The sequence below is a fragment of the Methanoculleus formosensis genome, assembly GCF_025384765.1.
GTDB classification, from domain to species: domain Archaea; phylum Halobacteriota; class Methanomicrobia; order Methanomicrobiales; family Methanoculleaceae; genus Methanoculleus; species Methanoculleus formosensis.
The window spans coordinates 195,410-207,855 of sequence record NZ_VHLL01000001.1 but is presented as its reverse complement, the minus strand read 5'-3'; the positions used below and the strand labels follow the sequence as shown (position 1 = coordinate 207,855).

Below are 12,446 nucleotides of genomic sequence, written 5' to 3'. Positions count from 1 at the left end.
CCCCTTCGCGGCTTCGCGCTCTTCGCGTAAGTTGATCTCAGTGGGCTGCACACTAACGCAACTTCTTGATCAGGAACGCGACGTTCTCGGCAAACCGCCGGACCGTCTTCATCCCTTCTTCGTCGTTTACGGCCTCGCCCGGCGCCAGCCCGAAGACCATGTTCCAGTAGGTCGAGCCCGGGACGATCATGTCGTTCATCAGGTAGAACATCAGCAATTCCTGGAGCGTGGCGGTATGCCCGCCCCGCCGTGCCACGGCGATCGGGCCGCCCACCTTCCGCGAGAGGAAGGAGTCGGACGCCGTCGAGACCATCCCGATCCGCTGCAGGGCCGCCGTGACATCGCCGCGGGCGGTGCCGAAGTAGACCGGGGTTCCTACGATGAACCCCCCGGCCTCCCGGATCTTTTGGATGATCTCGCCCAGGTCGTCGTCGAGGGCACATTCCCCGCTGCTGCAGAGCCCGCAGGCGGTGCAGGAGAGGATATGCTTCCCCGCGAGCGTGATGGTCTCGGTCTCGATACCCTCGCGCTCGAGGACTTCTGCGCACACCCCGAGCACCTGTGCGGTGTTCCCCCGGGGCCGGGGGCTCCCGCAGAGCAGCACAACTTTTCCTGCCATCTCACACCTCGATAAGCCGGTAGGCCTCTTCCCCGAGGCCGATCCGGGCGGCGTACTCAATCTGGTACCCGGCGTCCGTGTAGTCCCAGACCCCCTTGAACTTGTCTTCCCCGGGGGCGTGGTTCGCCGCAAGGTGCGTCCGGGCGAGCCCCTGCTCGCTGTTGACGAGGTCGAAACTCGCGCGGTCGATCGCGACCGGGTCGGTGGAGGCAAGGATCCCGATGTCCGGGACGATCGCCGCATCGCTCCAGGAGACGCAGTCGCAGTCCGGGGTGATGTCGAGGAGGAAGTTGATGTAGCCGACCCGCCCGAGCTTACTCCGAACAGCGCCGAGGGCGTACTCGCAGAGCCGTTCCAGGAACGGTCGGATCTCCGTCGTCCAGTCGAAGTCGATCGCCCCTTCGGGGCAGGAGCGCACGCAGTCGCCGCACCCGACGCAGTGCTCCGGGTTGAACTTCGCCCGCCCGTCGACGACCATTATCGCCGCCTGCGGGCAGACCAGGGTGCACATGCCGCACCCGATGCAGCTCCCGCTCTCCAGGCACGGCCGGGCAGCATGCTGCTCCGCCTTCCCGGCGGGCGGGGCGCAGCCCATCGCCAGGTTCTTGATCGCGCCGCCGATCCCGGCAGTGTCGTGTCCTTTGACATGCGAGAGGACGAGCATGCTGTCGGCGTCGAGGATGCTCCCCGCGATCCTGACCTTCTGGAAGTGCTGCCCGTCGACCGCGACCTCCCGCCAGTAGCCGCCCGCAAGACCGTCGGCGATGATGACCGGGGCTCCCGAGACCGCGTAGGCGAACCCATGCTCGATCGCGGTGACGGTGTGCCGGACGGCGTCGGCCCGGCTCCCGGCGTAGAGGGTGGCGGTGTCGGTGAGGAACGGGTGCGCCCCCCGTTCTTTCACCTTATCGACCACCTGCCGGGCAAAGAGCGGGTTGAGGTAGGTGTCGCACCCGCGCTCCCCGAAGTGCAGTTTGACGGCCGTGAGGTCATCCGGCCGGATCGCCTCGCCGAACCCGGCCGCATCGAAGAGGCGGCGGATCTTTGCGGCTTTGCTCTCGTGCGGACCCCGTGCCCTTAAGGCGGCGAAATAGACGTCTGCCATCGATCGATGCTCCCTTACGGGTACTCTCTGGCTGGCGGAGGATAAGAATTGCGCCGGGTCTCGCCGGTGCGGTGAAGGTTCAAAAAAGAGGTGGGGGAATCCTCACCGGATATCCACGCCCTTCAACCGCACGCCGGGCTCCTCCGTCACCGTGCCGACCACCCGGGCGTCGGGGACGATCGCCCGGATCGCGGCGACGCTCTTCTCCGGGGCGACGAAGGCGTAGCCCATGCCCATGTTGAACGTCCGGTACATCTCCGCATCGCTGATCTTCCCGGCCTCCTGCAGCCAGGAGAAGATCTCGGGGACTTCCAGGGGATCGGTGATGGAGAACCCGTACTCGCTGAGCCTCTTGAAGTTCAGGAGGCCGCCGCCGGTGACGTGGCACATCCCGTGGATCTCGCAGGCCGCCGTCACCCGGAGCACCTCGGCATAGATCCGGGTCGGCGTCAGGAGTTCTTCGCCGAGGGTCTTTCCGTTCGAGAGACGGGTCTCGTAGGACCCGCAGTCCTCGACGACCTTGCGGGCAAGGGTTAAGCCGTTGCTATGGATGCCGCTCGAGGGGACGCCGACGATCACGTCCCCAGGAACGATCCCCTCGCCGGTGACGACCTTCCCCTTCTCCTGGGCGCCGAGACACGTCCCCGCGAGGTCGAGGCCGTTCACGAGCCCCTTGAGGGTCGCGGTCTCGCCGCCGACGATGTTCATGTTCGCGAGGCGTGCCCCCTCGTTCAGTCCTTTGCCGATCTGGGCCATCTTCTCGGGCGAGAGGGCGTCGGTCGCGATGTAGTCGACGAACGCCACGGGCTCGAGGTTCATCACGTAGAGGTCGTTGACGTTCATCGCGATGCAGTCGATCCCGACGGTGCTCCAGTCGCGGAGCTCGTCGGCGACGAGCATCTTCGTGCCGACACCGTCGACGGCGAGCGCAAGGACATAGGGGTCGAAGTCGATGAGGCCGGCGAAGTGCCCGACCTTCCCGAGCATCGGGAACGCGCCGGATCTCTGGTAGGCAAGGGAGTCGATCAGCGCCCGGACCGCCTGTGCCTCGAGGTCGATATCGACCCCGGCCTCACGGTAGGTATGCTCTCCGGCACGGCAGGCATCTTCGTCCGAGTTCTCCGAGAGCCGGAACTCGTCGTGCAGCACCTGCAGAGCGCGTTTCCCGTCTCCGCCCTTCACGACGAAGGAGACATTCACCTCGCTTGAACCCTGCGAGATCATCATCATGTTGATACCGGCCCGGCCGAGCGCCGAGAAGATCCGGCCTCCCGTTCCCGGTGTGCCGGCCATCCCCGCACCGACGACCGCGAGCGCGGCGACGTCCCGGTCGTAGGTGACCTCGCGTACGACACCCTGCTTCACGATCAGGTTGAGGGCGGCGATCGCGGCCTCGAGGTGCGACTCGTCGATGATGAGGGAGATGTTTGCTTCGCTTGAGCCCTGCGAGATCATCATGACGTTCACCTCCCGCTCGGCGAGCGCCGAGAAGATCGTCTTCGCCACGCCGGGGCGGCCGACCATCTGGGCGCCGTTGATGTTGACGAGCGCCACCTTCTCGATCAGGGCGAGGGCCTTGACCACCCGCAACTCCCGGTGCTCGTCCCGGAGGACGAGGGTCCCGGGGACCTCGGGATTAAACGAGTTCTTGACCCGGATCGGGATGTCCTTCTGCATCGCAGGCTCGATCGAGCGCGGGTGGAGGACTTTCGCGCCGAAGAAGGAGAGCTCCATCACCTCCAGGTAGGAGATGTCGTCGAGCACCCGGGCGTCTTTGATGATCCGGGGATCAGAGGTCATCACCCCGTCGACATCCGTCCAGATCCAGATCTCGTCGGCATCGATCCCGGCGCCGACGACGGAGGCCGAGTAGTCGGAGCCGCTCCGCCCGAGGGTGGTGACGACGCCCTGCTCGGTCGCTCCCATGAAACCCATGATCACCGGGACGGTATCGGCGAGCAGCGGGGCGACCCGGGCACGAATGTTCTCAGCGCTGACCGGGAGGGCGCGGGCGTCCCCGTGATTTCCCGTCGTGACGATCCCGGCCTCGGCGCCGTCGAGGACGACCGAAGGGATCCCGCGCTGCCGGAGGGCGGCCGAGATGATCGGGGCGGAGAGCCGTTCCCCGAAGGAGATGATGTAGTCGCGGGACCGGGGCGTCAGCTCCTTCAGGGTGTGCACCGCGGTGAGGATGTTCTGCAGCCGGGTGAGCCGGTCATCGATGATCGCGGTCACCTCGCGGGCGTGGTCGGGAGCCGCCCTCTCGAGGAGCCGGATGTGCCGCTCCCGTATCGGCGCGAGAGACGTCTCGATCCGGGGCTGCTCCTTGCTTGCTATGACCTCGTCGGTCACCGCGATGATCTGGTCGGTGACCCCCGAGCATGCCGATACCACTAACGCAACCTCGTCGCCTGCCGCACGATGCGATTCTACGATCTTCGCGACCCTCCCGATACAGTCCGTCTCCCCGACGGAAGTGCCGCCAAATTTCATTAAAAGCCTCATTCTGGCTCACTTGTCCCCTGCAATTACTTTATGGTATTATACAACGCACCGACTAATAAGATGCATGTAGACGAGATTGTGGACGCGCACGTGCTGGTTGTCGGGAGCGGCGGCGCCGGAGTGCGGGCCGCCATCGAGGCTTCCCGGTACGGCGGCGTGGTCATGGTCTCCAAGACCATCGCCGGCAAAGGCGGGTGCACGACGATGGCGGAAGGCGGTTACAACGCCGTACTGCGCGACAGGGACTCGGTCGACGTTCACCGCGAGGATACGCTGAAAGGCGGGGCATACCTCAATGACCCGGCCCTCGTGGACGCGCTGGTCACCGAAGCGCCGGAGCGGATGGCCGACCTCGTCCGGTGGGGCGCGGTCTTCGACGTCACGGACGAGTGCCAGGTCGCGCAGCGGCCGTTCGGCGGGCAGCGGTTCCCCCGGACCTGCTACGCCGGCGATCGGACCGGCCACGAGATGATCATGACCCTCCTCGACCGGCTGGACGCGACCGATACGCACCTCTACCAGGAGGTCTCGGTCATCGACCTCGTGAAAGACGAGAACGGCGCGGTCGCCGGTGCGATCGCTCTTGACCGGGACGGGGAGATCGTGCTCTTCCGCGCGGACGCGACGGTGCTCGCGACCGGCGGGGGGACGCAGGTCTACGATATATCGACGAACTCCGCAGCCGGAACCGGCGACGGGTTCGCTATGGGGTACCGGGCGGGGGCGGAACTGATCGATATGGAGATGGTCCAGTTCCACCCGACCGGGGCGGTCTACCCCTACGACGCCCGCGGCCGCCTGGTGACGGAGGCCGTCCGGGGCGAGGGCGGTATCCTCGTGAACGCGCGGCGGGAGCGGTTCATGAAGCGCTACGACCCCGACCGGATGGAACTCTCCACCCGGGACGTGGTGGCGCGGGCGATCGCGACCGAGGTGCTGGAGGGCCGCGGGACGAGCCGGGGCGGCGTCTACCTGGACGTGACCCACCTCTCCGCGGAGACGATCGAGAGCCGGCTCCCGGTGATGCTCGAACAGTTCCTCGCGTTCGGCGTCGACATCCGGCGGGAGCCGATGGAGGTCGCCCCCACCGCCCACCACATCATGGGCGGGCTGCGGATCACCCCGGAGTGCCGGACGACCCTCCCGGGGCTCTTCGCCTGCGGGGAGGTTGCCGGCGGGGTGCACGGCGCAAACCGTCTCGGCGGGAACGCTCTCGCGGAGACCCAGGTCTTCGGGAAGCGCGCCGGGGAGTTCGCCGGGAAGGCCCCCGCCCGGAGCGGCCGGCTCGACGAGGGGACAATCGACGAGAGGCTCCGGATGCTCGAAGGTTTCTTCGAGGGGGCGGCGAATCCTGCGGACGTCCGAAAGGACCTGAAACTCACGATGTGGGGCCAGGCCGGGATCTTCCGGAACGCCCCCGACCTCCGGACGGCGCTCGGCCACGTCCGGCGGCTGGCGGACCAGCGGCTCTGCGCCGCCTCGACCGCGAACCTGCTCGAATGCTGCACCGTCCGGAACATGTGCACCACGGCGTCCCTGATCGTCCGGTGCGCCCTTCTCCGGCCGGAGAACCGGGGTGCGCACGTCCGGCTGGACGCGGAGGTCGCGACCGAACCGGCGACGTCACCCTTCGGCCACACCCACGTCTCGCTCGCCCGTGAGGGGATCGAACGGCGGGAGGTCCCGGCATGAAGACGATAACGCTCCGGGTCTCGCGGTTCGACCCGGCAATGGATACGGAGCCGCACATCGAGGAGTATGCCGTCCGGGTCAACGAAGGCGCCCGGGTGCTCCACGCCCTCCACGCGATCCGCGACGGGCACGACCCGGCGCTCGCCTACCGCTACTGCTGCGGGTCGGGGCAGTGCGGGAGCTGCGCCGTCCGGGTGGACGGGGAGCCCGTCCTCGCCTGCATGGAGGAGGCCCGCGACGGGATGACGGTCGAGCCGCTGGAACTCCCGGTCTTGAAAGACCTGATGGTCGACCTCGAGCCGGTGATCGCGAAGATCGCCCGGATCTGCCCGGCACCGGACGCAGCGCTCCCGGAGCAGGAGGAGATCGAGGCGATCAAGCCGCTCCGGGACTGCATCGAATGTTTCTGCTGCGTCTCGGCCTGCCCGGCGCTCCAGGTGACGGAGTTCGCGGGGCCGACGGTGATCCGGCAGGAGATGCGCCTCGCCCTCGATCCCCGCGACTCCGGGGACAGGATAACCGACGCGATCGAGAAAGGGCTCTTCTACTGCACGACCTGCAAGCGCTGCACGGAAGTCTGCCCGAAAAATATCGATATCCCGGGGAAGGCGATCGAGAGACTCCGGGAACTGGCGAACCGCCGCGGGCTGACCCTCCCCCGCCACCAGGAAGTGGCGCGGCTGATCGAGGAGACGGGGCGGAGCGTCGAGCGGACACAGCCGACGTTCTTAGAGCAGGTGCCTGAGGTGATCGAGCCCGACGGCCCCGTCCGCGGCGAGGTGGGGTTCTTCGTCGGGTGCATGTTCAACGGCCGGGTGCCGCAGACGGCGCTCGACGCGATGGAGGTCATGAAGCGCAACGGGATCCGGGTGATCGTCCCCCACGACCAGGTCTGTTGCGGTTCGCCGCTGATCCGGACGGGGCAGACAGCGGGTGTCCCCGACCTGAAGCAAAAGAACATCGAGGCCTTCACCCGCCGGGGAATCACGACCGTGATGACGATCTGCGCCGGGTGCGGGGCGACGCTGAAGAATGATTACGATACGCCGTTTGCGGTCAAAGACGTCACCGAGATCCTCACCGAATACGGGATCGAACCCCCGGCGAAGCTCGACGTCCGGGCGACCTACCACGACCCCTGCCACCTCCTCCGCGGCCAGGGGATCCGCGATCAGCCGCGGGCGCTTCTCTGCGAGGGCGTCCGGGAGTTCGTCGAGATGCCGTCGCAGTGCTGCGGCGCCGGCGGCGGCGTCCGCTCGGGGGTGCCGGAGGAGGCGAAGGCCCTCGGGGCGAAGCGCGACGAGGCGGTGAAGGCGACCGGCGCGGACGTGGTGGTGACGGTCTGCCCGTTCTGCGAGTTCCATATCGCGGACTGCACGGACGTGCCGGTGAAGAACCTGGTGACGGTGCTGCTCGAAGGCTACCGGAAGAAGGACGCGGAGCGGGAAGGCTCCGCGTAAGCCGCCAATTACTCTTTTTGGATACGCTTGACAGAACCCCGGCTTGTTCATCGCTGCCGGCAGAGATCGGTGATACGTAATCCTCCAAGATGCATACGCGGTGCCCGATCCTGTGCGGGTCATCCGGAGGCTACCGGATCGGGAACAAAGAGATCACGGTGACCGAGGAGGCCGTGACGCGGAGAGCGTAGCCCCCCGGACGGCGAGGAGTCTTCGCGCCGCAGTAATGTTCGTCGCGACCGCGAGGAGGACGAGCGCCGGGAAGGCGAGACCCGTCACCAGCCCGATGATGATGACCGCGATCCGCTCCGGCCGGGCGAAAAGCCCGGCCCGGCACTCGACCCCGAGCCCCTCGGCCCGGGCCCGGGCGTAACTGACCATCAGCGACCCGATTGCGGCGAAGAACGCGGCTCCGACGCCCGAGATCGTCCCCGTGGTCGCGTAATACACGACGAGCCCCCCGTAGACCGCCGCCTCGGCGTAGCGGTCCAGGAACGAGTCGAAGAACGCCCCGAATGGAGAAGCGGCGCCGGTCGCCCGGGCAAGCGCCCCGTCGAGGGCGTCAAAGACGCAGGATGCGGCGACGACGAGCCCGGCGAAGAAGAACGATCCCGAGGCACAGAGGACTCCCGCGGCCGCCATCCCGAGAAACCCGAGCAGGGTGAGGGTGTTCGGGGTCGCCCCCGTCCGGGCGATGAGGGCCGCGATCCGCGTGAGCGCCCCGTTCAACCGTCCCCGGAGGTGCTCCTCGATCACCGGCCCGTCACCCCGAAGAGAGCACCCGCGACCGTCCCCGACCATACCATGGCAGGGGATCGTTCCTCCCGGAAGATAATGGTGGCGCTCCCGGCGGCACCACAATGATTATAGTTATAATAATTATATCTATAATCACTATGAGGTTTTACGGCAGGGAGCGCGAGCTCCAGTTAATGGAGCACCTCTACACCCGGACTCCCTCCTTTCTTGTCGTCACCGGCAGACGAAGGGTCGGAAAGACCGAGCTCATCAAGGAGTTCTGCAAAGGAAAACCGACCCTCTACTTCTACGTCGATGGAAACAAGAGCATCGAAGCTCTCATGGAGGAGTTCGGGAGGCTGACGGCAGAGAGACTCAACCTCCCCGGCTACATCAAGATCGACACCCCGGAGACATTCCTTGAGTTCCTCTTCGCTTGTGACCAGCCCCTGGTCGTCGTCTTCGACGAGTTTCAGCGATTCCTGAAGGTCCACCCCTCGTTCATCTCCCAGATGCAACGGTTCTGGGATCAAAAGGGGCGAGATTCGCACCTCTTCGTCATCGTCTCCGGCTCGTCGGTCGGCATGATCCGGGAGATCTTCCTCGGAGGAGACGCTCCCCTCTTCCGGCGCGCCGACAACATCCTGACACTTCGCCCGTTCAAACCCAGAGAATGCCTCGCCATCCTCGAAGACCTGGGGGTGCGGGACCCAGCAGAGCGGCTCGACCTCTACCTCCTCTTCGGTGGGACGATCTACTATTACACCTTTATCGAGAAGTACGAGTGCACCGACCTCGAGACCGCTCTCGACCGACTTGTCCTCGACGACCTCGCTCCACTCCGCCGGGAGATGAGCGATGTCGTGATCGAAGAGTTCGGACGGGAGCACGCCACCTACTACGAGATCCTCGCCGCCATCGCTGAAGGAAAAGAGACCCAGAAGGAGATCGCCGACGTTGTCCGCCTTCCCTCGACCTCGCTCCCGCCGTACCTGCGTGACCTTGTCGACCTCCTCGGGGTCATCGAGTACCGCCTCCCGGTCACCGAAAGAGGGAAGCGTTCGAAGATGGGCAGATACACCTTTGCTGACAACTTCTTCCGGTTTTACGCCCGCTACATATACCGGAACATGAGCCTCTACGAGAGCGGCCGTTTCGACCTCTTAAAAGACCGGATCCTCAGGGAGTGGAAGGGGTTCTCCGGCCAGGCCTTCGAAGAGATGATCCGAACCCTCCTCGCCCGTAACCTCACGGAGCGATACGATGAGATCGGCTCCTGGTGGAACCGCCGGGGGGACGAGATCGACCTCCTCGCCCTCGGCCCGGAAGGAAGCCTCGCCGTTGAGATCAAGAACCGCGACCTCTCCCTCGCCGAGGCGCGTGGTATCCTCACCGCCCTGGAGGAGAAGTTGCCGCTTATAAAAGGCCTCACGAGGCCTGCGATCATCGGTATCGCCGCCCGCACTGTCGAGGGGAAAGAAGTGCTCAGGGCCGGAGGATTCTACGTTATGGACCTCGACGACCTCGGGATCGGGAAGGAGGGGCAAAAGGAAGGAGCGTAACTCACCTGACCGCAAAAAGAGAATGTGTCTAACACGTCTCACCGCAGCCGCAGGTACAGCCCCCCGGCTTGCGGGCGGCGACCTTTATACTCAGGATGCTCTCGCGAAGAGACGCTCTCTCGGACTCACTGAGGGCGGCACCTTCGAGGGTCCTCGCAAGATCCGGCTCGCTCACGATATGCTCGAGCGGGAAGACCGCCTCCCCCTGGACCGTGACCTCCGTAAAGCCTGCATCGGCGATATGGCCGAGATACTCTTCCTTCGGCAGCGCTCCTGCAACGCAGCTGTTGTAGAGGAGCGCCGATTCGCGAAGGGGTGCCGGGAGCGGTGCCGCGAGCACGATATCGGAGACCATGAGCCTCCCGCCGGGGCGGAGGACCCGAAGCGCCTCCCTGAACACCTGCGGTTTGTCGGGCGAGAGGTTGATGACGCAGTTCGAGATGATCACATCGACCGAACTGTCCGCCACCGGCAGGTGCTCGATCTCGCCGAGGCGGAACTCCACGTTCGTGCGGCCGCTCTTCTTCGCGTTCTCCCGCGCTTTATCAAGCATATCGGGCGTCATGTCGACCCCGATGACGCGGCCCGTCGGGCCGACCCGCTCCGCCGCAAGGAAAGAATCGAACCCCGCCCCCGACCCCAGGTCGAGGACGACCTCGCCTTCCCGGAGAGAGGCGAGCGCCACCGGGTTGCCGCACCCGAGCCCCAGGTTTGCCCCCTCCGGCACCTGTTCGAGGTCTTCCTCCGAGTAGCCGAGGTCGAGGCTGACCGACTCGACAGTCCTCCCGGTATTACAGCACCCGATACCGCACCCGCACCCTCCCTGCCGGGCAATCTCCCCGTAGGTGCTTCGCACCTGTTTGCGAATATCTTCCTTCATCGCGATGACTCCTGATCGAGTTCCCTGTCTGCGATCTCCGCCGCCATGGGAGAGAGGAGTGCCGTCACCATACCGTTGAGACAGCTCGCCTTGATCAGCGTGATGCAGCAGACATCGTCCTCCTTTCCCCAGAAGACGACCGCAAGCCGGTCGCCGGGAGTGATCCCCGCACGCTCGCGGATATCCTTCGGGAGCACCACCTGCCCCCGTGCGTCGACGCTCACGACCGCCTCGATCGTGCAGGAGGGGCCCCGCTCAGCGCTCTGCGTGGGTACCATACGGCTCACCGGATAGGGTTGTCGGCGGCAGCATATCAATTTTCGGCCTTGTTGAAACCCTCTCCCGGAGGGTGAATAATCTCCAGATACTTCATATCTCCCGACTCACGCGAAGACGCGAAGAACGCGAAATTTGGATGGATATTACCTGTCTCCCTTCGCGACTTCGCGGCTTCGCGTGAGACCCGCATCGTCCATCCCTATCGGCGACTGAGCGTTATCCAGAGGTTATGGAAAGCATTTCAACAGGGCCCAATTTTCGAAAGTTCTGAAAATTCAGAAAATTCTGCACGCTCAGGGGAGGCACGGTCTCCCGGCGCATCCGGTCTACGAACCGCTCCGCTACACCGGCGAAGAGTTCGCCGACCGCGTCGGCCGAAGGCACCCGGGTGCAGGTCCTCACCTACAGACGGTCTGCTCCTCGGTCGGCCTGCCCGTGAGTTCCTCAAAGTACTCGTGCGCCTCGAGCGCCGCCTTCGCCCCATCACCGGCCGCGACGATGATCTGTTTGGCCTTGACGCAGGTCGCGTCCCCGGCCGCGAAGACCCCGGGAACGCTCGTATGGCCGTTCTCGTCGATGAGGATCTCGTTCTGCTCGTTCAGCGCCACCAGGCCTTTGAGGAACCCGGTGTTCGGCGCAAGCCCGATCGCGAGGAAGAGACCGTCAACGTCGAGGCCCGTCTCCTCCCCGGTCTCGCGGTCGCGGATCGTGATCCCGGTCAGGCCCGCGTCCCCGTGCAGCGCCGTCACCTCGTGGTGGGGGAGGATCCGTATCCCCGCTTCTTTTGCACGCTCGATGTAGACCTCGTCGCAACGGAGGGATCTCCGGACGATCAGGGTCACCGAGTCCGTGAACTTCTTCATCTCGAGCGCGGTCTGGAACGCTGCGTTTCCACCGCCGACGACGGCTACCGGTTTACCGCGATAGAGCGGAGCGTCGCAGATGGCGCAGATCGAGACCCCCTTCCCCATCAGCTGATCCTCACCCAAAAGCCCCAGTTTCTTGGGCTCCTTTCCCGGGGCGAGGATGAGCGTCCGGGAACGGTAGACAGTTCCCGAGGGCGTCCGGGTGAGGAATACCTCACCCTCTTTGCGGACCTCCTCGACACTCTCGAGTTCGAGACGAACCTGGAACCCCCGGACCTGCTCCTCGAACTTCTTGATCAGTTCCTCGCCCGATATCGTTGAAAAACCCATATAGTTCTCGATCGTCCAGCTCCAGGCCGCCTGGCCGCCGACGTTCTCCGCTACGACGACGGTTCTCATGAGTTTGCGGGCACAATAGACCGCTGCCGTCAACCCTGCCGGACCGGCGCCCACGATGACCGCGTCGTGGACCAGCTCCTCAGGCGGTTTCCCGAAGAGCTCGCGGAGCCGCTTTGCATCAAACCCGACGACCACCTCATCGCCGGAGATCGTGACCGGAACCCCCCGCTGCCCCGAGATCTCGATCATCTCCCGGGCCGCCTCGCGGTCCTTCCCGACGTCGACGAGCTCGAACTCGACGTCGTGTTTTCGGAGGAACGCCTGAACCATCCGGCAGTAAGGGCAGTTCTCCGTCGTGTAGACCTTAACGCCTGCCATGAGAGGAGATATCTCGGGAAGAG

Annotated in this window: 10 protein-coding genes and 1 pseudogene; 3 read left to right on the top strand and 8 right to left on the bottom strand. The window is 65.3% G+C overall.

Annotated elements, in window-relative coordinates; translation table 11 throughout:
* Positions 1-52: 52 nt before the first annotated feature.
* The 4 genes and pseudogenes from FKB36_RS01160 to FKB36_RS01145 all read right to left on the bottom strand — a co-directional run.
* Positions 53-619 carry a flavodoxin family protein gene (locus tag FKB36_RS01160; RefSeq protein ID WP_261596191.1) on the bottom strand — a complete coding sequence of 189 codons (567 nt, stop codon included), beginning with the start codon at positions 617-619 and terminating at the stop codon, positions 53-55.
* Between the two features lies 1 nt (position 620).
* Positions 621-1,724 carry a DUF362 domain-containing protein gene (locus tag FKB36_RS01155; RefSeq protein ID WP_261596190.1) on the bottom strand — a complete coding sequence of 368 codons (1,104 nt, stop codon included), beginning with the start codon at positions 1,722-1,724 and terminating at the stop codon, positions 621-623.
* 102 nt (positions 1,725-1,826) lie between these two features.
* Positions 1,827-2,870, bottom strand: a complete 1,044-nt coding sequence (gene purM / locus FKB36_RS01150; protein ID WP_261596648.1) for a phosphoribosylformylglycinamidine cyclo-ligase — start codon at positions 2,868-2,870, stop codon at positions 1,827-1,829.
* A pseudogene (locus FKB36_RS01145) lies at positions 2,853-4,217 on the bottom strand (aspartate kinase); the annotation flags it as partial. The gene purM and the pseudogene FKB36_RS01145, both read right to left, overlap by 18 nt.
* Before the next feature lie 72 nt (positions 4,218-4,289).
* Between FKB36_RS01145 and tfrA the strand changes: the two are divergent.
* Together tfrA and tfrB are read left to right on the top strand one after the other, a co-directional pair.
* On the top strand, positions 4,290-5,921 hold the full coding sequence (gene tfrA / locus FKB36_RS01140; protein WP_261596189.1) for a fumarate reductase (CoM/CoB) subunit TfrA: 1,632 nt from the start codon (positions 4,290-4,292) through the stop codon (positions 5,919-5,921).
* Positions 5,918-7,381, top strand: coding sequence for a fumarate reductase (CoM/CoB) subunit TfrB (tfrB, locus tag FKB36_RS01135; RefSeq protein ID WP_261596188.1), 1,464 nt, complete (start codon positions 5,918-5,920; stop codon positions 7,379-7,381). Before tfrA ends, tfrB begins: the two co-directional genes overlap by 4 nt.
* A gap of 153 nt (positions 7,382-7,534) precedes the next feature.
* On the opposite strand, the gene FKB36_RS01130 is transcribed toward tfrB, so the two are convergent.
* Positions 7,535-8,137: a CDP-alcohol phosphatidyltransferase family protein gene (locus FKB36_RS01130; protein WP_261596187.1), complete on the bottom strand. Its 603-nt coding sequence runs from the start codon at positions 8,135-8,137 to the stop codon at positions 7,535-7,537.
* Between the two features lie 140 nt (positions 8,138-8,277).
* On the opposite strand from FKB36_RS01130, the gene FKB36_RS01125 reads away from it, so the two are divergent.
* Positions 8,278-9,681: an ATP-binding protein gene (locus FKB36_RS01125; protein ID WP_261596186.1), complete on the top strand. Its 1,404-nt coding sequence runs from the start codon at positions 8,278-8,280 to the stop codon at positions 9,679-9,681.
* A 28-nt stretch (positions 9,682-9,709) separates the two neighbouring features.
* Here FKB36_RS01125 and FKB36_RS01120 read toward each other — a convergent pair whose 3' ends face one another.
* From FKB36_RS01120 to FKB36_RS01110, 3 genes are all read right to left on the bottom strand, one after another.
* Positions 9,710-10,561 carry an arsenite methyltransferase gene (locus FKB36_RS01120; protein WP_261596185.1) on the bottom strand — a complete coding sequence of 284 codons (852 nt, stop codon included), beginning with the start codon at positions 10,559-10,561 and terminating at the stop codon, positions 9,710-9,712.
* On the bottom strand, positions 10,558-10,839 hold the full coding sequence (gene hgcC / locus FKB36_RS01115) for an HgcAB-associated protein HgcC (protein ID WP_261596184.1): 282 nt from the start codon (positions 10,837-10,839) through the stop codon (positions 10,558-10,560). Before hgcC ends, FKB36_RS01120 begins: the two co-directional genes overlap by 4 nt.
* A 399-nt stretch (positions 10,840-11,238) precedes the next feature.
* A complete protein-coding gene (locus tag FKB36_RS01110; RefSeq protein ID WP_261596183.1) occupies positions 11,239-12,423 on the bottom strand; it encodes an FAD-dependent oxidoreductase in 1,185 nt (394 codons plus the stop codon).
* Between the last annotated feature and the right edge of the window lie 23 nt (positions 12,424-12,446).

Bases quoted from the DNA above. Each gene is read 5' to 3' on its own strand.
- FKB36_RS01160 (WP_261596191.1), bottom strand. From the start codon at position 619: ATGGCAGGAAAAGTTGTGCTGCTCTGCGGGAGCCCCCGGCCCCGGGGG.
- FKB36_RS01155 (WP_261596190.1), bottom strand. From the start codon at position 1,724: ATGGCAGACGTCTATTTCGCCGCCTTAAGGGCACGGGGTCCGCACGAG.
- tfrA (WP_261596189.1), top strand. From the start codon at position 4,290: ATGCATGTAGACGAGATTGTGGACGCGCACGTGCTGGTTGTCGGGAGC.
- tfrB (WP_261596188.1), top strand. From the start codon at position 5,918: ATGAAGACGATAACGCTCCGGGTCTCGCGGTTCGACCCGGCAATGGAT.
- FKB36_RS01125 (WP_261596186.1), top strand. From the start codon at position 8,278: ATGAGGTTTTACGGCAGGGAGCGCGAGCTCCAGTTAATGGAGCACCTC.
- FKB36_RS01120 (WP_261596185.1), bottom strand. From the start codon at position 10,561: ATGAAGGAAGATATTCGCAAACAGGTGCGAAGCACCTACGGGGAGATT.
- hgcC (WP_261596184.1), bottom strand. From the start codon at position 10,839: ATGGTACCCACGCAGAGCGCTGAGCGGGGCCCCTCCTGCACGATCGAG.
- FKB36_RS01110 (WP_261596183.1), bottom strand. From the start codon at position 12,423: ATGGCAGGCGTTAAGGTCTACACGACGGAGAACTGCCCTTACTGCCGG.